We start from the raw sequence: 22,348 nt of genomic DNA on the forward strand, positions 1-22,348 counted from the left end.
TCGGTACGCAATCAGCGAAACCGGGCCCGAATAGGGCCCGTCGACGAACAAAAACAGGACAGAGGTGGTTCCATAGGTGTACTCGATACCGAATCCCCTCGGTCCGCAGGACCGCACCAGGGGTGTAGGGGCAGCAGATGAGGAGGCCATCATGACCACCACGACCGCCACGACGATGGACCCGCCAGTGCTCACCGGCGCAGACCGTTGCGACCGTTGCGGAGCCCAGGCCTACGTCCGCGCAGTCCTGCAGAGCGGCGAACTGCTGTTCTGCGGCCACCACGCCCGTGCCGTGGAGGACACCCTCCGTCCCCAGACCACCCTCTGGCAGGACGAGACCAGCAAGCTCTTCGAGAAGGAGCCGGTGAGCGCGGACTGATCCCGCGTCCGCCCCTCTCCCGGACCTGACAGCATGAGGGCCCGCCACCGGACGGTGGCGGGCCCTCATGCTGTCCCCACCCTTCCGGGCACGGCCGCTGATCAGTCCAGGTAGTCGCGCAGGACCTGCGACCGGGACGGGTGACGCAGCTTGGACATGGTCTTCGACTCGATCTGCCGGATCCGCTCGCGGGTCACCCCGTAGACCTTGCCGATCTCGTCCAGGGTCTTCGGCTGGCCGTCGGTCAGGCCGTAACGCATGGCCACCACGCCGGCCTCACGCTCCGCGAGGGTGTCGAGCACCGAGTGGAGTTGCTCCTGCAGCAGCGTGAAGCTCACGGCGTCGGCGGGCACGACCGCCTCGGAGTCCTCGATGAGGTCGCCGAACTCCGAGTCGCCGTCCTCGCCGAGCGGGGTGTGCAGGGAGATGGGCTCGCGGCCGTACTTCTGGACCTCGACCACCTTCTCCGGGGTCATGTCCAGTTCCTTGGCCAGCTCCTCCGGAGTGGGCTCGCGGCCGAGGTCCTGGAGCATCTGGCGCTGGACGCGGGCCAGCTTGTTGATGACCTCCACCATGTGCACCGGGATACGGATGGTCCGGGCCTGGTCGGCCATGGCGCGGGTGATGGCCTGACGGATCCACCAGGTGGCGTACGTCGAGAACTTGAAGCCCTTGGTGTAGTCGAACTTCTCCACCGCGCGGATCAGGCCGAGGTTGCCCTCCTGGATGAGGTCCAGGAAGAGCATGCCGCGTCCGGTGTAGCGCTTGGCGAGGGAGACGACGAGCCGCAGGTTCGCCTCCAACAGGTGGTTCTTGGCTCGACGGCCGTCGGCGATGACAAGTTCCATGTCACGGCGCAGGCGAGCGTCCTTGACCGGGTTCTCCTTCATCTTGTGCTCGGCGTAGAGTCCGGCCTCGATCCGCAGGGCGAGGTCCACCTCCTGCTCGGCGTTGAGCAGCGCCACCTTGCCGATCTGCTTGAGGTAGTCCTTGACCGGGTCAGCGGTGGCGCCGGCCGAGACGACCTGCTGCACCGGGGAGTCGTCGTCCGAGTCGGACACCACGAAACCACCGGCGGTGGCCTCCTCGGCCTCCTCCTCGACGATCTCCGGGGCGTCCTTCGGCTCCTCCTCCGGCTCGGCCTCGTCGGCCGAGGTGGCGACGGAGGCCTTGGCGTTCGTCTTGACGGCCGCCGACTTCGCGGCGCCCCGGGCAGCTCCCTTGGCCGCCGTGGACTTGGTGGCGGTCGACTTGGTGGCCCGCGACGAGGCGGTGGACTTCCGAGTGGACGTGCCGGCCAGCGCCGCGCCCTGGTCCTCGGCGCCGGCGTCCTCGACGGACGCGTTGGCCTGGGTCTCGGTCTTCTTGGAAGAAGTAGTCACTCATTACCTTTCGTACGGGCGTCCCTGGGGGCCCCTGACGGTCAACACCACTATGACCCTGTCAAGTCCGCGTCGATGGGATCCGGACTGGCCAGGACCTCGGGTCCCGGAGCCGGACCCGCGCGCAGAAGCAGGGTCGTGATGTGGTCAACGCCCCGCGGTCCGGTTTTGTTCCCTCCGCTCCCGGTTTTCCCGAACGGCCGGTGGGGCCGTGACGGTCTCCGGACAGGGAGGGGATGAAGCGAGCCGCAGGAGGCCCGACGATTATGCCATGCGCCGGCTCCCTCCGCGGATCCATGGGCGGCGATCCCGGCGCCCCCGGTCCGGTCCTGCGTTCCGCGCCTGGGTTCCGGACCTCCGTTCAGGGCCGCCCCCGCCGCGTGGCCGACCAGGCGGTGGACCTCCGTCTCGCCCAGCCGGAGAGGATGCCGCGGTCGATGACCTCACCGAGGACCTGCGCCAGCGGATAGTCCGGGTCCGAGCGCCGGCACTCCTCGATGATGCGCCCGGCCACGGAGCCACGGCCCCGGGCCCATTCCACCCAGGCGACCAGACAGCGCACCGCTGCCGCCGGTTCCCCGGCGGCCTCGGACAGCAGTTGTTCGCACGCCGCCCGGAGCCGGGCGATCCGGTCCCAGTCCGGGGCCCGACGGGATGTGGCCATCAGCACCGAGGAGTACAGCACCCCGTCGATCTCGCGGGGACTGGTCCCCAGGATCTCGGCCACCTCGTGCGGCACGGCGTGCAGCCACGCCGCGCCCGAGACCGCCCGCGGCAGCGTGAAGCTCGCCGCTGCCACCAGCGTGTCCCGCAGGTTCACGTCCGCGAGTCCCCCGAGCAGCCCGGCCCGGGTGGCCGGGTCGTCCGGGAGTCCTGCCCCGGACAGGACCTGCTCCCAGTCCCGCAGCCACCCGGCGTGGCCCCCGGAGGGGTCCGTCGCCCCGCAGATCCGCCGGACGGCCTGCCGGAGTGCAGGGCTCATGCTGTCCGCGGGAGCCGGCAGCCCACCTGCCTGGGGCTCGTCCTCGACGACGGAACCCTCCATGATGAACGCCGCGTTCAGGGCGCTGGTCTCGGTGCGGGCCACCGCGGACCCGTGGGCCGTGCACGCGGCCGGGTCGGGACAGTCCAGGTGCCACAGCCTGCCGTGCGACACCAGCCACGCCTCCTGCACGGGCAGCCCGACCGCGGCCAGTTCGATCTCCAGTGCCGCGGCGAGGACCCTCGCGGAGTCGTCGTCGGGTCCCGGTCGTCCCGGGGGGTCGCGGAACAGGAACACCAGGCTGCCGTCAGCCCGTTCGTCGGCCGTGAGATGGCCGGCCACCTGCCGTGCGTACCCGGCGAGGGCGTTCCCGTCGTCGGTGAGCCGCGGGTCCCAGTCACAGCGCAGGACGGCTCCGAGGTCGCGGCCCACCAGGGCGATGGCCGTGATGCTGTTGCGGGGGACGAACCCCAGGGTGTGCTGGATGTAACTGACCAGGTCGACCGGTTCGACGGCCGTGAGCCTCAGGGACGTGGACGGTGGCGGACCGGCCGGGAGCCGGTTTCCGGGGAGGTCTGTCTGCATGCCTCCACGCTTCCGTGGCCACCCGGGACACGGAAGCGCCCGACGCCCCATCCGGGGAGGGCCGGACGCCTCCGGTCAGCTGTGCAGTGCCGGTCGGGAAGCGGTTCAGCCGGCGTCGGTCGGTTCGGGGCCGTCGTCCTCGCCGGGAAGGTCACCGGGCTGCCGCTCCGGCCCGGATTCCGTGTCCTCGTCCAGCGCGTGCCGGGGCTGGCTCTGAAGGTACTCCTCGACGGCGGCGCCGAGCTCCTCGGCATCCGGGACCTGTTCGTCCGGTCCCACCAGCAGGGACCGTCCCGTCCCGGAGGAGTGCTGGTCGAAGTTGCGTTCCAGCCCCTGGACCATGGCCGTGATCTCACCGGAGGACCCGGTCTGGCGGTCGAGCTCGCGGTCCACCTCACGACCGCGCTCGCGCAGCTCGTCGGTGGGCAGCATCAGTCCCAGGGCGGCGCCCACGTACTCGAGGGCCGCGACGGCGGCCTGCGGGTAGGCGGAATCGGCGAGGTAGTGCGGGACGTGCAGGGTGTACCCCGTGGTACCCCGGCGCTTCTCGTCCAGCCGCAGCTCGAGCAGCTGGGCCACGCCGGAGAGCATCCGCGCCTGCGGGCTCCAGGTGGACAGGCCGGCCACGAGCTCGTCCTGGTTGCCGTGCGTGGTCACGCCCAGCGGGCGGGTGTGGGGCACCGGCATGGGCACGGCGTCCACGAGCGCCACCAGCTTCACGTCGAGCTTGTCCACCAGGAACAGCACGGAGGCCACGAAGCGTTCCCACTGGTAGTCGGGCTCGGGTCCGGAGAGCAGCAGGAAGGGCCGGCCCAGGGCGTCGGACACCAGGTGCAGCTCGAGCCGGGGCGAGCGGTAGTCCAGGAACCGGTCCCCGTCGAAGCTGATCTGCGGCCTGCGGGCCCGGTAGTCGATCAGCTGGTCGGCGTCGAAGCTGGCCAGCAGCTTGTGGTCGAGTGAGTCCAGCAGGGTGTGGCGGACCTGCTCGGAGAGGTGGCCGGCATCCAGGTGGCCGCCGAAGACCGCCAGCATGCCCAGCCCGCGCAGTGCCGAGGCACCGTCGAATCCCCCGGCCAGCAGGTCGCGGCCCGCGGCCTCCAGGGTGAACAGCTGGGTGGGGTCCTGCATGGTCAGTCCTTTCGGCAACATGGTCTCGTGCGACCGGGTACACGTGCAATGTCCAACGCGCGGGGGATGCCGGGTATTCCGTGGCTAGGATCGACACGGTGGGACGCGGCCTCCCGGTCCCGTCCCCCTCGCCCCTTCACCCAACGACGGAGAACGCGCACGTGATCAACGACTTCAGTCCAGTATTGACCGCCATCGGGCCGGACCTCGACAAGTGCACGGCCTCGGCCCTGGTGGTGGGCATCGCCTCCGGTGACGACGGGCCGGTGCTGCTGCCCAGCCCGCTGCCCGACGCCGGCGCCCGCGCCCTGGCCGACTCGCTCGAGGCCCTGGGCGTGACCGGCGCGGCCGACGAGGTGCTGCGCATCCCCGGACTGGATCCGCTGCCGTTCCCCCTCCTGGTGCTGACCGGTGTCGGGAAGATCACCGGCGAGCCGGGAGCGGGCGTGTCCGACGAGGCCCTGCGGCGCGCCGCGGGCGCCGCCGTGCGCCAGCTGGCGGGCACCTCCTCGGTGGTTCTGGGACTGCCAGCGGACACGGAGGAGCACGTGGCCGCGGTGGCCGAGGGGGCGGCACTGGCCGCGTACTCGTTCACGGCCTTCCGCTCCGCCCCCGGCCGGGAGAAGGCGAAGGACCCGGTGGCCGAGGTCGCCGTCGTGACCTCCCTGAAGCCGCGACAGTGCGGACCCGTGCTCGACCGCGCCGCCGTCGTCGCCCGTGCGGTCCGCGCCACGCGGGACCTGGTCAACACCCCGCCGTCCCACCTGTTCCCCGCTTCCTTCGCCGCGGAGGTCACGGACGCGGTGCGCAAGCTGCCCGTGAAGGTCACCGTCTGGGACGAGAAGAAGCTGGCCAAGGACGGCTTCGGCGGACTCCTGAACGTCGGCATGGGCTCCTCCCGGCCCCCGCGGCTGGTGAAGCTCGACTACTCCCCCGCCCGGGCGTCCGTCCACGTCGCGCTGGTCGGCAAGGGCATCACGTTCGACTCCGGCGGGCTCTCCCTCAAGCCCCCGACGTCGATGACCACCATGAAGTCGGACATGGCCGGCGCCGCGACCGTCGCCGCGGTGGTGCGGGCAGCCGCCGAGCTGCAGCTGCCCGTGCGGGTCACCGGCTGGCTGTGCATGGCCGAGAACCTCCCCTCGGCCACGGCCCAGCGCCCCTCGGACGTCATCACCATCTACGGGGGCAAGACGGTCGAGGTCATGAACACGGACGCCGAGGGGCGCCTCGTGCTGGCCGACGGACTGGTCGCCGCCACCGACGAGACCCCGGACGCCGTCATCGACGTGGCCACGCTCACCGGCGCCCAGATGATCGCCCTGGGCACGCGTACGACCGGCGTGATGGGCACCGAGGACCTGCGGGACGAATTGGTGCGGTCGGCCGGTGCCGCCGGAGAGTCCGCCTGGGCGATGCCGATCCCGGACAACCAGCGCGCCTCGCTGGACTCGGCGATCGCCGACATCTCCAACGTGGGAGACCGCTTCGGCGGCATGCTCACCGCGGCGGCGTTCCTGCGTGACTTCGTCGACGCCGGCCGCGAGCCGGACGCCGTCAAGGCCGCCCCCACCCCGTGGGCGCACCTGGACATCGCCGGCCCCTCGTTCAACGAGTCGGGCGCCTTCGGGTACACCCCGAAGGAGGCGACCGGTGTGATGGTCCGCACTCTCGTCCGGTTCCTGCAGGACCGCGCGTCCTGATGCGTGTCGGACGCGGCCGGTTGAGTAGATCGACCGGTCACGTCCGGCTAAGGTGAAACCCGAGGCATCCCCGTGACGATCCGGTCACGGACCGTCCACCAACCCCAGGGCAACCGGAGACCCCGCTGCCCGATCGTGAGGAGCTCCATCGTGGCCGACAAGGCAACCGCCAAGGAATTCGACGTTCTCATCCTCGGCGGTGGCTCCGCCGGTTACGCCGCCGCACTGCGGTCAGTGCAGTACGGGCTGACGGTCGGACTCATCGAGAAGGCCAAGCTGGGCGGCACCTGCCTCCACTGGGGCTGCATTCCCACCAAGGCGTACCTGCACGCGGCCGAGCTCGCCGACGAGGCCCGGACCAGCTCCAAGTACGGCATCAACACCACGCTGGACTCCATCGACATGGCGGGGGTGCGCAAGTACAAGGACGGCATCGTCGCCGGCAAGTTCAAGGGCCTGACCGGGCTGCTCAAGATGAAGAAGGTCAACGTCATCGAGGGCGAGGGCAAGCTCGTCTCCCAGAACGAGATCGAGGTCGACGGCACCCGCTACTCGGGCAAGAACATCGTCCTGGCCTCGGGTTCCGAGGCCAAGACCTTCGGCCTGCCGATCGGCGGGAAGATCATGACCTCCACCGAGGCCCTGGAACTGGACTACACCCCGAAGTCGGCGATCATCCTGGGCGGTGGGGTCATCGGTTCCGAATTCGCCTCCGCCTGGAACTCCTTCGGCGTGGACGTCACCATCATCGAGGGCCTGGAGAGCCTGGTCCCCAACGAGGACCCGGCCATCATCAAGGTGCTGACGCGGGAGTTCAAGAAGAAGGGCATCAAGACCAGCCTGGGCACCTTCTTCGAGAAGGTCGAGGAGACCGGTGACGGCGTCAAGGTCACCCTGGCGGACGGCAAGGAATTCACCGCGGACGTCTGCCTGGTGGCCGTGGGCCGTGGCCCCGTGACCGCCGGACTGGGCTACGAGGAGCAGGGCATCACCCTGGACCGCGGCTTCGTCATCACCAACGAGCGCCTGCACACCGGCGTCGGCAACATCTACGCCATCGGGGACATCGTGCCGGGCCTGCAGCTGGCGCACCGCGGCTACCAGCAGGGCCACTTCGTGGCCGAGGAGATCGCCGGGAACAACCCGCTGATCGTCGAGGACATCAACATCCCCAAGGTCACCTTCACCGACCCGGAGATCATGTCCGTGGGCTACACCGAGTCCAAGGCCAAGGAGAAGTTCGGCGAGGGCAACGTGGAGGCCGTGGAGTACAACCTGGCCGGCAACGGCAAGTCCTCCATCCTCGGCACCGGCGGCGTCATCAAGATGGTCCGTCAGAAGAACGGTCCGATCGTGGGTGTCCACGGCATCGGCAAGCGCATCGGCGAGCAGATCGGTGAGTCCCAGCTCATCGTGAACTGGGAGGCCTACCCGGAGGACGTGGCCGCGTTCGTCCACGCCCACCCGACCCAGAACGAGGCCCTGGGCGAGGCCGCGATGGCCCTGAACGGCCACCCGTTGCACGGCTGAGACCACCAGAACGCACACCGGCCCGCACCGTGGAGTCGGGCCGTCAACAACCGTCAGGCCGGCAGGCAGCCGGCACGCACTTGAGGAGAAACGGGACGACATGTCTGAAACCGTGAACCTGCCGGCCCTGGGTGAATCCGTCACCGAGGGCACCGTCACCCGCTGGCTGAAGGAGGTCGGCGACGAGGTCGCCGTCGACGAGCCCTTGGTGGAGGTGTCCACCGACAAGGTGGACACCGAGATCCCCTCCCCCGTGGCCGGGATCCTGGAGGAGATCCTCGTCCAGGAGGACGAGACCGTCGAGGTCAACGCCCCGCTCGCCCGGATCGGCGAGGGTTCCGGCGGCGGTTCCTCCGATGCCGGCTCCGACGCCGGTGCCGAGGAGCAGCCGCAGGCCGAGGAGGCGACCGAGGAGGCCGCGGGAACGGACACCGACGAGGCCGGGGACACCGGCACCGCCGGCCAGGAGCTGTCCTCCGAGCAGGTCGCCGCCGAGGACGCCGAGGAGCGCGGCAGCGGTGAGGCCACCGAGGTCACCCTGCCCGCACTGGGTGAGTCCGTGACCGAGGGCACCGTCACCCGCTGGCTCAAGGAGGTCGGCGACGACGTCGAGGTCGACGAGCCGCTGCTCGAGGTCTCCACGGACAAGGTCGACACCGAGATCCCCTCGCCCGTGGCCGGCAAGCTGCTGGAGATCAAGGTCCAGGAGGACGAGACCGTCGAGGTCGGTGCCCTGCTGGCACTCGTCGGTTCCGGTTCCGCGGGCGGTTCCGCCCCGGCTGCCGCCCCGGCCCAGGAGAAGCCGGCACCCGCCGAAGAGGAGCCCGCCGAGGAGGAGCCCGCCCAGCAGGCGGACGCCCAGCAGGCCCCCCAGGCTGAGGAGAAGCCCGCGCCGAAGGCCGAGGAGAAGCCGGCCGAGGACAAGCCGGCCCAGGACAAGCCGGCCCAGGACAAGCCCGCGGCCCAGGCCTCGGCGCCCGGTGAAGGGTACGTCACCCCGCTGGTGCGCCGCCTGGCCCAGCAGAACGACGTGGACCTGTCCGCGGTCGTGGGCACCGGTGTCGGTGGCCGGATCCGCAAGCAGGACGTGCTCGTGGCCGCCGAGGCCGCCAAGGCCTCCCAGGCCGGCGGCCGCCCGCAGGCACCGGCCGGTGGGGAGGCCCCGTCTGCCGCCCCGGCGGCGAAGGCAGCCGCCAGCACCGTGGACCCGTCCAAGCGCGGTTCCACGGAGAAGGCCCCCCGCATCCGGCAGACCATCGCCCGGCGCATGCGCGAGTCCCTGGACGTGTCCGCCCAGCTCACGCAGGTGCACGAGATCGACATGACCCGGATCGTGGCGCTGCGCAACCGGGCCAAGGGCAGCTTCCAGCAGAAGAACGGCGTGAAGCTGACCTTCCTGCCGTTCATCACCCAGGCGGTGGCGGAGGCGCTGAAGCAGCACCCGAAGCTCAACGCGGAGTACAACGCGGAGACCTCGGAGATCACCTACCACGACTCCGAGGACATCGCGATCGCCGTGGACACCGACAAGGGCCTGTTCGTCCCGGTGATCTCGGATGCCGGTGCGCTGAACCTCTCCGGTCTCGCCAGCAAGATCGCCGACCTGGCCGATCGCACCCGGAGCAACAAGATCTCACCCGACGAGTTGTCCGGCGGCACGTTCTCCATCACCAACTTCGGTTCGGTGGGAGCGCTGTTCGACACCCCGATCATCAACCAGCCGAACGTGGCCATCCTGGGCGTCGGCACCATCGTGAAGCGTCCCATGGTCATCACGGACCAGGACGGCAACGATGTCATCGCCATCCGCCACATGATGTACCTGTCCCTGACCTACGACCACCGCCTGGTGGACGGCGCGGACGCCGGACGGTTCCTGCAGACGATCAAGGCACGCCTTGAGGAGGGCGAGTTCGCCCACGAGCTGGGGCTGTAGGGGGTGGAGGTCCTCACCGCGATCTTCGTCGCCATCCACATCGTCTCCGCGGCGGCCATCGTCGGCGGCTGGCTGGCCCACTTCAAGAACCCGACCATCACGACGTCGCAGTGGTGGGGTTCACTGGGCATGATCGTCTCCGGCCTGCTGCTGTTCGGGTTCGCCGAGATGGGTGACGGTCCCGTCGACCGGATCAAGCTCACCGTGAAGCTGGTCATCGGCCTGGCCGTGTTCGTCGCCGCCCTGCTGGGCCGCCGCAAGGAGAACAGGGGTGAGCCGGTGCCCACCGGTCTGGCCCATGCCGTGGGTGGCCTCGGACTGATCAACATCCTCGTGGCCGTACTGTGGCAGGACTACTCCGCCTGACCACCCGTGGTGCGTTCGCTGCGCCCGTCGCAGCGGACACACCACCTCGACGAGGGCGCCTGTCCGGGATCTCCCGGGCGGGCGCCCTCGTCGTCGGTCACCGCTCCGGGTCCCGTCCCTCGACGATCCGCTCGACGCGCCAGCCGGGGCCCGTCCGGACCAGTTCGGCCGTGAACCGTTCCTCGGTCGAGCGCGTCACCTCGTCGACGGTCCGTCCGGCGGTCGTCACCGTCCGGTAGGGACTGATCGTCAGCGTCAGGGGTACCCGGGCCTCGTCCGGGCCGGTGCGGTCGACCGGCCCGGAGACGGCCGTCCGCAGCGCCAGGTCCTCATACCGCAGGCCGCGGCTGTCCAATTCGTCGAGCAGCCTCAGGTCCGCCTCGTAGGCCGGCGAGTCCGGCAGGCTGTAGGCGCGGACATCCTCCCGGTCCAGCGAGGCCAGAGCCCGCGCCCGGGCCGGTCCCAGGGTTCGCGCCGCCTCCGCCACGTCGCTCGTACCCCCGCCGTCCCGAGGGCCCGTCGTGCCGGAGGGGCCGGTGGTCGAGGGGCCGGGGGCCGAGGGGGACGGCGTCCCCCTCGGCCCAGTCGTCGCGGGATCGCTGGCCGCTGCCCCGGCGGGGCCGGGCGTCGGGGCGGACACCGGGGGATCTGCCCCGATCCCGGCCACGCCGGTGGCCAGGACACCGCCGGCCACCGCCAGCGCCGCGCCGGTACCCGCGGCCCACAGGACGGGCCGTCGCCGCCGTCGTGCGGGCTCGGTGCGATGGCGCGTGGGCAGCTCCATGGCCACGTCCGGGCTGGCCGACGGGTACAGGTCCACAGGTTCGGCGGTGGCCCAGCGATAGCAGGCCAGGGCAAAACGTTCGGCGCTGGGCCTGACCCCCGGGTCCTCGGCCAGCCCTGCCTCCAGGAGCGAGAGGACCTCGTCCGGGATGTCCGGGACCACCAGCGGCAGCGGGGCGCGGGACGAGGTGCGGGCCGGGGCCCGTCCGGTCAGGGCATACCATCCGACGGCCGCCAGCGAGTAGACGTCCGCGGCCGGGTCGAGCCCACCGTGCCCGTCGTCGGGACCGTCCGCGATCTCCGGGGCGCAGAAGCCCGGAGTGCCGGTCCGGACAGATGCCCCGCCCAGCAACCGGGACGACCCGAGGTCCGAGACCGCCGGACGTCCCTGGACGGTGAAGAGGATGTTTCCCGGCGAGAGGTCACCGTGGACCACACCGAGCCCGTGCAGGGCCTGGAGGGCCTGCGCCACGGGCACCAGGACGGTCACCACCTGACCCACCGGCAACGGGCCCGCGGCCCGGACCAGGGAACCCAGGGAACCGCCGGCGTGGTACTCGCTCAGCAGTCCCGGTCCCCGGTCGGTGGACACGACCCCCAGCGGTCGCACCACGTGCTCGTGCCTCAGCTCGCCCAGCGCCCGCAACTCGACGTCGAGCGAGGCCGCGGGCGCCTCGGCCGATCGGTCCGGGAGCTTCAGGGCGGCCTGCCCGCCCTGGCCGTCCTCCACCAGCCAGACCGTCGAGCTGCCTCCACGGCCCAGTTCACGCCGCACCTGCCACCCCGGGACCGTGGGGGTGTCCCCTGGTGTGCCCATGCTGTCCGGTCGCCTTCCCGTTCCATCTGCCCCGCCGTCCGGTGCGCTTCCGTGCACTCCCGTGCGCCGTCCTTCCATCGTGCCGCGTTACCCCGCATGGCGTGGCGGGTTATCCACAGGTACGGGGTGCGAGGCTAGAGTGGACGCATGTCCGCGTCGACCTACCCGCCGTTCCGCGTCCTGGGCCTGTCCCCGGACACCGTTGACTACCAACGGGCGTGGGACCTGCAACAGTCGTTGCACGCCGACGTCGTGGACGGTTCCTCGGCCGGCGCCGTGCTGCTGCTGGAACACACCGCGGTCTACACCGCCGGCAAGCGCACCGAGCCCGCGGACATGCCCGATGACGGCTCGTCCGTGGTCCACGTGGACCGCGGGGGCAAGCTGACCTGGCACGGCCCCGGCCAACTGGTCTGCTACCCCGTGGTCCGGCTCGCCGACCCCGCCGCCGTCCGGGAGTACGTCTGGTTCCTGGAGGAGGTCCTCATCCGGACGCTGGCCGGTTACGGACTGACGGGTGAACGGGTCGACGGCCGGTCCGGGGTCTGGATCCGGGGCGGAACCGACGCCGACGGCAGGCCCCTGCCCGATCGCAAGATCGCGGCCATCGGGCTGCGGGTCAACCACGGGGTCTCCATGCACGGGTTCGCCCTGAACTGCGACAACGACCTGACCCCCTACGACCACATCATCGCCTGCGGCATCACCGACGCAGGATCCACCACCATCGCGGCCGAGACCGGACAGGACGTGTCCCCCGCCGACGTCGTGACCGCCGTGATGGAGCACTTCACCGCCCTGGCCCCGGAGCACCTCGCCCCCGTGTCCTCGGCCCTCCTCGCCGCGGGCGAGGGAATCGACTCCCCCCTGCTGGAAGGAACATCCAAGTGAGCGCATCCCCCGACGGCCGCCGACTGCTGCGCGTCGAGGCCCGGAACTCCGAGGTCCCCGTGGAACGCAAGCCCGACTGGATCAAGGCGAAGGTCGAGATCGGGCCGGAGTACATCCAGCTCAAGAACAAGGTCAAGTCCTCCGGCCTGCACACCGTGTGTGAGGAGGCCGGCTGCCCGAACATCTTCGAGTGCTGGGAGGACCGGGAGGCCACCTTCCTGATCGGCGGTGACGTCTGCACCCGTCGCTGTGACTTCTGCGACATCGCCACCGGCCGCCCCAACCCGCTGGACCTGGACGAGCCCCGCCGGGTGGCGGAGAACATCCGCGAGATGAACCTGCGCTACACCACGGTCACCGGCGTGGCCCGGGACGACCAGAAGGACGGTGCGGCCTGGCTCTACGCCGAGACGATCCGGAAGATCCACGAGCTGAACCCGAACACGGGCGTGGAGATCCTGCCCCCGGACTTCGGGGCCGACCCGGACCTCGTCCAGGTCGTCTTCGACGCCCGACCGGAGGTCTTCGCCCACAACCTGGAGACGGTGCCGCGGATCTTCAAGCGCATCCGCCCGGCGTTCACCTACGAGAAGTCCCTGCGCGTGCTGACCATGGCCAAGGCGGACGGGCTCCTCACCAAGTCCAACCTCATCCTGGGCATGGGTGAGGAGGACCACGAGATCGACCAGGCGCTGCTGGACCTGCACGAGGCCGGTTGCGACATCATCACGATCACCCAGTACGTGCGTCCCTCGAAGCTGCATCACCCGATCGACCGCTGGGTCAAGCCGCAGGAATTCGTGCACTGGTCCGACCGGGCCGAGGAGATCGGCTTCGCCGGCGTCATGGCCGGTCCCCTGGTCCGGTCCTCCTACCGGGCCGGCCGGCTGTACGCCTCTGCCATGCGCAAGCTCGGACGGCCCATGCCCGAGCACCTCGCCCACATCGAGGACAACGGCAGCACGCGGCAGGAGGCCGCAACCCTCCTTGCCGGCCGGTAGACTTAGCGCCACTATGGCCAAGAGCACAGATCCCGCAGCATCCTCGTCCTCGACCCGTGACGCCCTGAAGGCGGTCAAGGCCGCCCAGCGTGAGCGCCGCCTCCAGGAGCGCGCCAGCGCCAAGGCGAACAAGGCCGAGAACAGGGCCCGGAAGAAGGCCACCAAGAAGCCCGGCGTCTTCAAGCAGATGGGCGAGGTCTTCTCCATGACCCGCGCCCACGACCCCAAGGTCGTGCTGTGGATGTCGCTGGCCTTCGTCGGTGCCCTCGTCATCGGCCTCATCGTCGGCCTGCTCCTGAACAACTGGATCACGTGGCTGCTCATCGCCATCCCGTTCGGCCTGCTGGCCGCCGTCATCATCATGAACCGGATGGCCGAGCGCGCCGCCTTCGCCCGCATCGACGGCCGCCCCGGCGCCGCCGGCGCGGCCCTGTCCACCCTGCGCCGCGGCTGGATCATCCACGAGCAGCCCGTGGCGGTGAGCCCCAAGACCCAGGACGCGGTCTTCCGCGCGGTGGGCCGTCCCGGCGTCGTGCTCATCACCGAGGGTCCGACCAACCGCGTCCGTCCCCTGGTGGAGAAGGAGCGGCGCAACATGCAGCGCTTCCTGCCCAACGTGCCGATCCAGGTCCTCGCGACCGGACACGGCGAGGGCCAGGTCGAGCTCCAGGACCTGGCCAAGACCCTCAAGCGCATGAAGAAGACCCTGACCAAGCAGGAGGTCCAGGCCGTGGACAAGCGCCTGGCGGCGCTGGGGTCCGCGAAGATGCCGATCCCGAAGGGCATCGATCCCTACCGTGCCCGGCCGGACCGCAAGTCGATGCGCGGCCGATAAGGCCTCCTGACCCGAAGCGACGGACCCCGGGTCTCGAGCGTCCTGGAACCCGCACGTCCGGGTTCCAGGAATCTCAGGACCCGGGTCCCCTCGTCCCCGGATCCTGGGGAACCTCACATCCGGATCTGGACGGTTCCGGCCGCCCGGTCGTGCAGTCCGCGGCCGTCGCCGTCGATCACCAGCGGCGGGACGATCAGGCAGAGCAGCACCGTGCGCAGCAGGGCCTTGGGCAGGCCGGTCATGGCCCCACCGACGCGGACGACCTGGATCCGGACCAATCGCTTGCCGATCGTGGTGCCCAGGAGGCCGACGCCCAGCACCTGCAGGACGACGAACAGGCCCAGCGTCACGAGGCTGTGCCCCTGGAACCACACGGCGGACACCACGGCGGGGATGAACCAGTCGATGACCAGGGCCAGCACCCGCCGGCCCCATCCGGCCATCGCCGTCGGTCCCTCCTCGGCCAGTCCGAGGCGTTCCCCGGGCCACTTGCCCAGCTGTCCGGACCGTTCGGTCCCCCCGACCCACCCGGCCATGTCCCGCCGGGTGATGAGGCGCTCGTCGGCAGGCTCCGCAGCGGGTCGCGGACGGTCGTCGCGGGGCTTCCCGGACGTCCCCGTCGAGGAGGCGCCTGCGCCGGCGGAGGACCTGTTCTTCTTGGATCGAGCCACCGTCCCACTCTACCGAGTCGGCCCGTCCGCGTCCGCCTGCCACCGCGGTGACGGCCACCGCGGACCCAGGCCGCGGCGTGCCGTGTTACACGCCCGAAACACGACCGTCACCGATGATTCACGGCATGCCGATAGGGTGAACCCATTCGCAACGATCCACCGAGGAGCGCCCGCATGTTCACTTCCGTCCAGGAAGCCCTGCAGTTCATCCAGGAAGAGGACATCGTCTTCATCGATGTCCGCTTCACCGACCTGCCCGGGGTCCAGCAGCACTTCAACCTGCCGGCCAAGGCCGTGGACGAGGACTTCTTCACCGATGGCCAGCTCTTCGACGGCTCGTCGATCCGTGGCTTCCAGGGCATCGCCGAGTCCGACATGCAGCTGATCCCGGACGTGGCCACCGCCTACGTCGACCCCTTCCGGGTCGAGAAGACCCTGGTGATGAACTTCTCCATCGTCAACCCCCGGACGGGTGAGCCGTACCACCGCGACCCGCGCGGTGTCGCCCAGCGCGCCGAGGAGTACCTGGCCTCCACCGGCATCGCCGACACGGCGAACTTCGCCTCCGAGGCCGAGTTCTTCATCTTCGAGGACGTCCGGTACCAGTCCACGCCCAACCACAGCTTCTACTCGGTCGATTCCGACGAGGCCTGGTGGAACTCCGGTCGCGCCGAGGAGGGTGGCAACCTATCCCACAAGACCGGTGTCAAGGGCGGCTACTTCCCCGTCTCGCCGGTCGACAAGCAGGCCGACCTGCGCGATGCGATCTGCGTGGCCCTGGACGAGGTGGGCCTGGAGGTCGAGCGGTCCCATCACGAGGTCGGTGCGGCCGGCCAGGCGGAGATCAACTACCGGTTCAACACGCTGACCCACGCGGCCGACGACCTGCAGAAGTTCAAGTACGTGGTGAAGAACACCGCGGACGCCTTCGGCAAGACCGCGACCTTCATGCCGAAGCCCGTGTTCGGTGACAACGGCTCGGGCATGCACTGCCACCAGTCGCTGTGGAACGCCGGCGAGCCGCTGTTCTACGACGAGAAGGGCTATGCCAACCTCTCGGACACCGCCCGCTGGTACATCGGCGGCCTGCTGAAGCACGCCTCTGCCATCCTGGCGTTCACCAACCCGACGGTGAACTCCTACCGGCGTCTGGTGAAGGGCTTCGAGGCCCCGATCAACATGGTCTACTCCCAGGGCAACCGCTCCGCGGCCATCCGCATCCCGATCACGGGCTCCAACCCGAAGGCCAAGCGCCTCGAGTTCCGCGCCCCGGATCCGTCCAGCAACCCGTACCTGGCCTTCGCCGCCCAGCTGATGGCCGGCCTGGACGGCATCCGCAACCGGATCGAGCCGGCCGAGCCGATCGACAAGGACCTCTACGAGCTGCCCGCCGAGGAGGCCGCGACCATCCAGAAGGCACCTGCCTCGCTGGAGGAGGCCCTGCGCGCGCTCGAGGAGGACCACGAGTTCCTCCTGGCCGGTGATGTCTTCACCGAGGACCTCATCGAGGCCTGGATCTCCTACAAGCGTGAGCACGAGATCCTGCCGCTGTCGATCCGCCCGAACCCCTACGAGTTCGAGCTCTACTACGGCGTCTAGCCTGGTCGCCGGTCGCTGAGGGCCTCGGCCCGCACAGAGTCCGCACGAGCGCCCGCCCTGTCGAGGGGCGTCTCGTGCGGGCTCTTCCGCGTTGAGGGGGGAGGTACGTCCCGGCGCCCCTGGCCTCGGGTCGACGAGGACCGGGGGAATAGATTCCCCCCGGCGTCGGCTGTGCCTGAGCGATGTCCCCTCGTGAAAGGCCCCTCGTGAGCTACCCCCTGTCGATCCTCGACCTGTCCACCGTCCTGCCGGACCAGTCCGTCGCCGAGGCGGTGGCCGCCACCGTGGACCTGGCACGGGCGGCCGAGGAGCAGGGGTTCGCCCGGATCTGGTTCGCCGAGCACCACAACTTCCCCTCCATCGCCTCCTCGGCCACCTCGGTGCTGATCGCCCACGTCGCCGCGAACACCTCGAGCATCCGCCTGGGCGCCGGCGGCATCATGCTCCCCAACCACTCGCCGCTGGTGATCGCCGAGCAGTTCGGCACCCTGGCCGAGATCCACCCGGGCCGGATCGACCTGGGACTGGGGCGGGCCCCGGGCACGGACCAGCGGACCATGATGGCCCTACGGCGCGAGCCCTCGGCGGCCGACACGTTCCCCCGGGACATCAAGGAGCTGCAGGGATACCTCAAGGGCGAGTCCATGATCCCCGGGGTGGACGCCTATCCGGGCAAGGGGACCGACGTCCCGCTGTTCGTGCTCGGCTCCTCCCAGTACGGGGCGCAGCTCGCGGCCGCCCTGGGGCTCGGGTACGCCTTCGCCTCGCACTTCGCCCCGCAGATGCTCGAACACGCCGCCCGCATCTACCGGGAGTCGTTCGAGCCGTCCGAGGACTACCCGGAACCGCACTTCATCGCCGCGCTGAACGTCATCGCCGCCGACACCGCCGAGGAGGCCCAGCGGCAGTTCGAACTCTCCCAGCGGTTCCGCATCCGGCAGATGCTCGGCCGGGGACGGGACCTCACCGAGGAGGAGGTCACCCAGCTGATGCACTCCCCCGCCGCGGAACAGGTGCTCTCGATGACCAAGTACACGGCCGTCGGCACCGTCGAGACCGTCCGGGACTACCTGGACCGGTTCAGGGAGCGCGTCCAGGCGGACGAGCTGATCATCACCAACGCGGCCCCGGACCTCGAGGCCCGGCACCGCACCCTCCAGCTGCTCGGGGAGAACGTCATGGTCCGCGGCTGACCCGCCGGACGGGACGTCGGCACGGCTCAGGCCCCGTAGAAGTGCTTCTCGAACACCTGGCGGGCGTGCCGGGTGCACCGGAGGTAGTCCTCCTCCAGCCCGGCGGCGTTGCCGGGCTCGTAACCGCACCACCGCGCGATGGCCTCCAGGTCCTGGCGCTTGGTCGGCAGCACGTCCGAGTTCTTGCCGGACCACACCACGATCCCGGAGCGGACCCTCGAGGCCAGCTGCCACGCACGGTGCAGCACCTCACCGTCCTCCGCCGGCAGCAGGCCCTCCGTCACCAACGCCTCCAGCGCGGACATCGTCCCGGTCGTCCGCAATGACGCGCGGGTGTCCGCGTGCTGCAGCTGGAGGGTCTGGACGAGCCACTCGACGTCGGACAGCCCGCCCCGGCCGAGCTTGAGGTGACGGGCGGGGTCCGCGCCCCGTGGCAGCCGCTCGGACTCCACCCGGGCCTTGATCCGGCGGATCTCCCGGATGGCCGTGGGACCGGGATCCCCGGCGTAGCGCACGGAGTCCGCCCATGCGGTGAAGTCCCGGGCGAGTCCGGGGTCGCCGGCGACGGCCCGGGCCCTCAGCAGGGCCTGGACCTCCCAGGTGTCCGCCCAGCGCCGGTAGTACTCCTGGTAGGACTCCAGGGACCGCGCCAGCGGCCCCTTCTTGCCCTCGGGACGCAGATCGGCGTCCACGATCAGTGGCCGCTCCGCCAGCACGGGCGGCCGGCACGGCTTGGTCAGCAGGGAGCTCACCTGCTTGGCCAGCTCCACGGCCTGCCGCTGGGCCGCGTCGGGGTCGGCACCGGCCCGGGGGCGGTGGACGAACATCACGTCCAGGTCCGATCCGTAGCCGATCTCCTGGCCGCCCTGGCGGCCCATGGCGACCAGGAGCAGGTCGGTGAGTTCCCCGGCCTCGTCCTGGCGGGCCTCGGGGTGGCCGAACATCGTGTTCTCGGCCACGTGCAGGGCGCCGAGGACGGCGGCCCGGTCCGCGTCGGAGAGGGCATGCCCGACGGCGTCCTGGTCCAGCAGTCCGGCGGCGTCGGCGATCGCGGTGCGCAGGATCTCGCGCTGCCTGATCAACCGGATCTGCCGCATCGCCTCGTCACCGTCCGGGTGGCGGGCCATCTTGGCCCGGATCTCCTGCCACTGCGCCTCGAACGGCATCGGCTGCAGTTCACGGTCCCGGCCCAGCCAGGCCGCGGCCTCCGGCAGGTGCTCGAGCATGTCGCTGATGTAGGAGGAGGAGGACAGGACATGGCACAACCGCTCCGCCGCCGCGGAGGAGTCCCGGAGCATACCCAGGAACCAGGGTGAGGAACCGAGGGACTCGGACAGCCTCCGGAAGGCGAGCAGGCCGCCGTCGGGGTCCGGTCCGTTCGCCAGCCAGCCGAGCATGACCGGCAACAGCTGCCGCTGCAGGGACGCGCGCCGGGACACGCCCGTGGTGAGGGCCTCGATATGGCGCAGGGCACCCGACGGGTCCAGGTAACCCAGGGCCGAGAGCCGCTCGCCCACCGCCACCGGGGTGAGGCGGACCTCCTCGGCGGACAGGGCCGCCGTGGTGGACAATAGCGGACGGTAGAAGATCTTCTCGTGCAGGGCCCGCACGTCCTTGCGGGTCCGCTTCCACACCGCCGTGAGGGCATCGGCGTCGGACGGGCCCGGTTCCCCCGGACCCCGGGAGGAGCGGGCCAGTACCCACCGGGCACGGGGGCGGTCCGGCATCAGGTGGGTGCGGCGCAGGTGCACCAACTGGATCCGGTGCTCCAGCAGGCGCAGGAACCGGTAGGCCGCCGCGAAGGACTGGGCGTCCTTGCGGCCGATGTAGGAGCGCCGTTCCAGGGCACGGATGGCGCTCTGGGTGTTGCGGACCCGCACGGACTCCTCGGTCTTGCCATGGACCAGCTGCAGCAGCTGGACCGTGAACTCGACGTCCCGGAGCCCGCCGGAGCCCAGCTTGATCTCACGGTCCCGGTCCTGGTGTGCGATGTTGTCCAGCACGCGGCGGCGCATGCCCTGGACGGAGGACACGAAGCCCTCCCGCTCCGAGCTCGTCCACACCAGGGGCCAGATCGCGTCGATGTACTCCTGGCCCAGCTCCGGCAACCCGGCGATCGGCCGGGCCTTGAGCAGGGCCTGGAACTCCCAGGTGTGGGCCCAGCGGCGGTAGTACTCGGCGTGGGAGTCGACCGTGCGGGACAGCGTCCCGTCCTTGCCCTCCGGACGCAGGTTGGCGTCCACCTCCCACAGTCCCGGCTCGGGCGCCGCGGCGGTGACGTACCGGGAGATCCCGGCGGCCAGGGCGGTGGCGATGGTCGCCGACCGGTGCCCGTCGGCCAGGGTCGAGGAGTGGACGAAGATCACGTCCACGTCCGAGATGTAGTTCAGCTCCCGGGCCCCGCACTTGCCCATGCCGATGACCGCCAGGCTGACGCTGCGCGCGTCGTCGCCGTACTGCTCGGCGGCGTCCGCGCGGGACACCGCCAGTCCCGCCTCGATCGCGGCGCCGGCCAGGTCGGACAACCACGCCGAGACCTTCGGCTGGATGCCCTGGGGATCCGGGTCGGTCAGGTCCTGCAGGGCCAGGGCCGTCAGCTGGCGGCGGTACGCGATGCGCAGCGCGGCAGCGGCCTCCTTGCCCCGCAGCCCGGCCACCGGCTCGGGCACCGAGGGGTCCGCCTCCACGGCCGCCAGCAGCAGGTCCCGGAGCGTGGAGGACTCGGAGTCCAGCCCCTCCGGGCCGAGCACGGGGGCCGTGGCCGCGGCCTGCGTGGGGTCGGTGAGCAGGTCGACGTGGTCCGGCCGGCGGATCAGGAACTCCCCCAGTGCCTCCGAGGAGCCCAGCAGTCGCGCCAGGGCCAGGGACCGGTCGGGGTCGTCCAGCACGCCTGCCGTCCCCGGGGCCCGGTCCAGGAGACGGACCAGGAGGATCAGGGCCTGGTCGGGATCCGGGGCGTCGGCCAGGATCCCGAGCAGCGTCTCGTGGTCGACCCGGTCGAGCTCGCTCGAGGCCAGCAGCGTGCGAGCGCGGTCGAGGTCGGTGAACCCAGTCCCGATGAGCACGCCCCGGCTGAATCCGCCGGCCTCGGCCGGGGAACCGGCCGGGACCGGTATGCCGCTGCGGTTCGCGCTGCGGGCGGCAGGGGCGCTGCTTCCGGGGGTGGAGGGTCGCATCGGGCTCTACAGGATGCCGAGGTACCGCTGCAGTTCGTAGGGGGTGACCTTGATCCGGTACTCGTCCCATTCCTGGCGCTTGTTGCGCAGGTAGTTCTCGAACACCTGCTCCCCCAGCACCCCGGCGACGAACTCGGACTCCTCCATGATCCGCAGGGCATCGTGCAGGGTGCCCGGCAGCGGATCGTGCCCCAGGGCACGGCGTTCCATGGCGGTCAGGGCGTTGACGTCCTCCGCCGCCGCCTCCGGGAGTTCGTACTCCTCCTCGATCCCCTTCAACCCGGCCGCCAGCAGGACGGCGTAGGTGAGGTACGGGTTGGCGGAGGCGTCGATGCCGCGGTACTCCACGCGGGCGGACCCCGCCTTGTCCGGCTTGTACAGGGGCACCCGGACCAGGGCGGAGCGGTTGTTGTGACCCCAGGAGACGTAGGCGGGCGCCTCGCCACCGCCCCAGAGACGCTTGTAGGAGTTGACGAACTGGTGGGTGATCGCCGTGATCTCCACGCTGTGGTGCAGCAGTCCGGCAATGAACCGGCGGGCGGTGGTGGACAGGTGGAACTCCGCACCGGGCTCGAAGAAGGCGTTGGAGTCACCCTCGAAGAGGGAGAAGTGGGTGTGCATCCCGGAGCCGGCGTGGTCCCCGAAGGGCTTGGGCATGAACGTGGCGTAGTTGCCCTGTAGCTGGGCCACCTCCTTGATGACCGTGCGGAACGTCATGATGTTGTCCGCCGTCTGCAGCGCGTCCGCGTACCTCAGGTCGATCTCGTTCTGGCCCGGTCCGGACTCGTGGTGGCTGAACTCCACGGAGATCCCGATGGCCTCCAGCATGTTCACCGCGTGGCGGCGGAAGTCCGTGGCCACCCCGCCGGGCTCGTGGTCGAAGTACCCGGCCTGGTCCACCGGGACCGGTTGGCCGTCCGGCCCCGGTTCCTTCGAGGCCAACAGGTAGAACTCGATCTCCGGGTGCGTGTAGAAGGTGAAGCCCATGTCCGCGGCCCGGGACAGCTGGCGGCGCAGCACGTTCCGGGGATCCGCCGCGGACGGTTCGCCGTCCGGGGTGAGCACGTCGCAGAACATCCGCGATGTCGGCTCCTCCTCACCGCGCCAGGGCAGGATCTGGAAGGTCGAGGGATCCGGCTGCAGCAGCATGTCGGACTCGAAGATGCGGGTGTAGCCGTCGATGGAGGACCCGTCGAAGCCCAGCCCCTCCGCGAAGGCCCCCTCCACCTCGGCGGGCGCCAGGGCCACGGACTTCAGCGTCCCGGTCACGTCGGTGAACCACAGGCGCACGAACCGCACGTCCCGGTCCTCGATGGTCCTGAGTACAAACTCCTGTTGGCGATCCATCGTTCGTGGCTGCCTCCTGTCGGATCGGGACGTTGGCTCCACTG

The 22,348-nt window shown here is 70.5% G+C and carries 17 protein-coding genes; 10 read left to right on the plus strand and 7 right to left on the minus strand.

All coding sequences use genetic code 11. The annotated features are described in order from the left end of the window. Nucleotides 1–151 precede the first annotated feature (151 nt). A complete protein-coding gene (locus GGQ69_RS07225) occupies nt 152–379 on the plus strand; it encodes a hypothetical protein (RefSeq protein ID WP_183526483.1) in 228 nt (75 codons plus the stop codon). A gap of 101 nt (nt 380–480) precedes the next feature. On the opposite strand, the gene GGQ69_RS07230 is transcribed toward GGQ69_RS07225, so the two are convergent. The 3 genes from GGQ69_RS07230 to GGQ69_RS07240 form a co-directional block, all read right to left on the minus strand. Next, nucleotides 481–1,761 (minus strand): RNA polymerase sigma factor, encoded by a 1,281-nt coding sequence (locus GGQ69_RS07230; protein ID WP_183526486.1) that lies wholly within the window; start codon nt 1,759–1,761, stop codon nt 481–483. A 361-nt stretch (nt 1,762–2,122) separates the two neighbouring features. Beyond that, on the minus strand, nt 2,123–3,328 hold the full coding sequence (locus tag GGQ69_RS07235; protein ID WP_183526489.1) for a DUF4192 family protein: 1,206 nt from the start codon (nt 3,326–3,328) through the stop codon (nt 2,123–2,125). A 105-nt stretch (nt 3,329–3,433) separates the two neighbouring features. Further along, entirely contained in the window at nt 3,434–4,456 is a 1,023-nt protein-coding gene (locus GGQ69_RS07240) for a PAC2 family protein (protein WP_183526492.1), read from the minus strand. Between the two features lie 161 nt (nt 4,457–4,617). Between GGQ69_RS07240 and GGQ69_RS07245 the strand changes: the two genes are divergently transcribed. The 4 genes from GGQ69_RS07245 (at nt 4,618) to GGQ69_RS07260 (ending at nt 9,991) form a co-directional block, all read left to right on the plus strand. Beyond that, nucleotides 4,618–6,159 (plus strand): leucyl aminopeptidase, encoded by a 1,542-nt coding sequence (locus GGQ69_RS07245; protein WP_370577126.1) that lies wholly within the window; start codon nt 4,618–4,620, stop codon nt 6,157–6,159. A gap of 150 nt (nt 6,160–6,309) precedes the next feature. Further along, the gene (gene lpdA / locus GGQ69_RS07250) at nt 6,310–7,689 is read left to right on the plus strand and encodes a dihydrolipoyl dehydrogenase (RefSeq protein ID WP_183526495.1); all 1,380 of its coding nucleotides are present in this window, start codon (nt 6,310–6,312) and stop codon (nt 7,687–7,689) included. A 100-nt stretch (nt 7,690–7,789) separates the two neighbouring features. Then, nucleotides 7,790–9,625, plus strand: coding sequence for a 2-oxoglutarate dehydrogenase, E2 component, dihydrolipoamide succinyltransferase (gene sucB, locus GGQ69_RS07255; protein WP_183526499.1), 1,836 nt, complete (start codon nt 7,790–7,792; stop codon nt 9,623–9,625). A gap of 3 nt (nt 9,626–9,628) precedes the next feature. Further along, nucleotides 9,629–9,991: a hypothetical protein gene (locus GGQ69_RS07260; RefSeq protein ID WP_183526502.1), complete on the plus strand. Its 363-nt coding sequence runs from the start codon at nt 9,629–9,631 to the stop codon at nt 9,989–9,991. Nucleotides 9,992–10,088: 97 nt separating this feature from the next. Here the strand turns inward: GGQ69_RS07260 and GGQ69_RS07265 are convergent, their stop codons facing one another. After that, a complete protein-coding gene (locus GGQ69_RS07265; RefSeq protein WP_183526505.1) occupies nt 10,089–11,591 on the minus strand; it encodes a serine/threonine-protein kinase in 1,503 nt (500 codons plus the stop codon). A 147-nt stretch (nt 11,592–11,738) separates the two neighbouring features. Here GGQ69_RS07265 and lipB point away from each other — a divergent pair, with 147 nt between their 5' ends. Genes lipB through GGQ69_RS07280 form a run of 3 tightly spaced genes read left to right on the plus strand, consistent with a single transcriptional unit; the run spans nt 11,739 to nt 14,318 of the window. Then, on the plus strand, nt 11,739–12,482 hold the full coding sequence (gene lipB, locus GGQ69_RS07270) for a lipoyl(octanoyl) transferase LipB (protein ID WP_183526507.1): 744 nt from the start codon (nt 11,739–11,741) through the stop codon (nt 12,480–12,482). Beyond that, entirely contained in the window at nt 12,479–13,483 is a 1,005-nt protein-coding gene (gene lipA, locus GGQ69_RS07275) for a lipoyl synthase (protein ID WP_183526510.1), read from the plus strand. Before lipB ends, lipA begins: the two co-directional genes overlap by 4 nt. A 13-nt stretch (nt 13,484–13,496) precedes the next feature. After that, nucleotides 13,497–14,318: a DUF4191 domain-containing protein gene (locus tag GGQ69_RS07280; protein ID WP_183526513.1), complete on the plus strand. Its 822-nt coding sequence runs from the start codon at nt 13,497–13,499 to the stop codon at nt 14,316–14,318. Between the two features lie 113 nt (nt 14,319–14,431). Here the strand turns inward: GGQ69_RS07280 and GGQ69_RS07285 are convergent, their stop codons facing one another. Next, nucleotides 14,432–14,989, minus strand: a complete 558-nt coding sequence (locus tag GGQ69_RS07285; RefSeq protein ID WP_183526516.1) for an RDD family protein — start codon at nt 14,987–14,989, stop codon at nt 14,432–14,434. Between the two features lie 174 nt (nt 14,990–15,163). Here GGQ69_RS07285 and glnA point away from each other — a divergent pair, with 174 nt between their 5' ends. Together glnA and GGQ69_RS07295 are read left to right on the plus strand one after the other, a co-directional pair. After that, a complete protein-coding gene (gene glnA, locus GGQ69_RS07290) occupies nt 15,164–16,588 on the plus strand; it encodes a type I glutamate--ammonia ligase (protein ID WP_183526519.1) in 1,425 nt (474 codons plus the stop codon). Nucleotides 16,589–16,794: 206 nt separating this feature from the next. After that, a complete protein-coding gene (locus GGQ69_RS07295) occupies nt 16,795–17,781 on the plus strand; it encodes an LLM class flavin-dependent oxidoreductase (protein WP_183526522.1) in 987 nt (328 codons plus the stop codon). 26 nt (nt 17,782–17,807) lie between these two features. Here the strand turns inward: GGQ69_RS07295 and GGQ69_RS07300 are convergent, their stop codons facing one another. Next, nucleotides 17,808–20,957, minus strand: a complete 3,150-nt coding sequence (locus GGQ69_RS07300; protein WP_221243361.1) for a bifunctional [glutamine synthetase] adenylyltransferase/[glutamine synthetase]-adenylyl-L-tyrosine phosphorylase — start codon at nt 20,955–20,957, stop codon at nt 17,808–17,810. 6 nt (nt 20,958–20,963) lie between these two features. Then, on the minus strand, nt 20,964–22,304 hold the full coding sequence (locus GGQ69_RS07305) for a glutamine synthetase family protein (protein WP_010143363.1): 1,341 nt from the start codon (nt 22,302–22,304) through the stop codon (nt 20,964–20,966). Nucleotides 22,305–22,348 lie beyond the last annotated feature (44 nt).

The sequence above is a fragment of the Micrococcus sp. TA1 genome (genome assembly GCF_014199555.1).
Taxonomy (GTDB): Bacteria; Actinomycetota; Actinomycetes; order Actinomycetales; family Micrococcaceae; genus Citricoccus.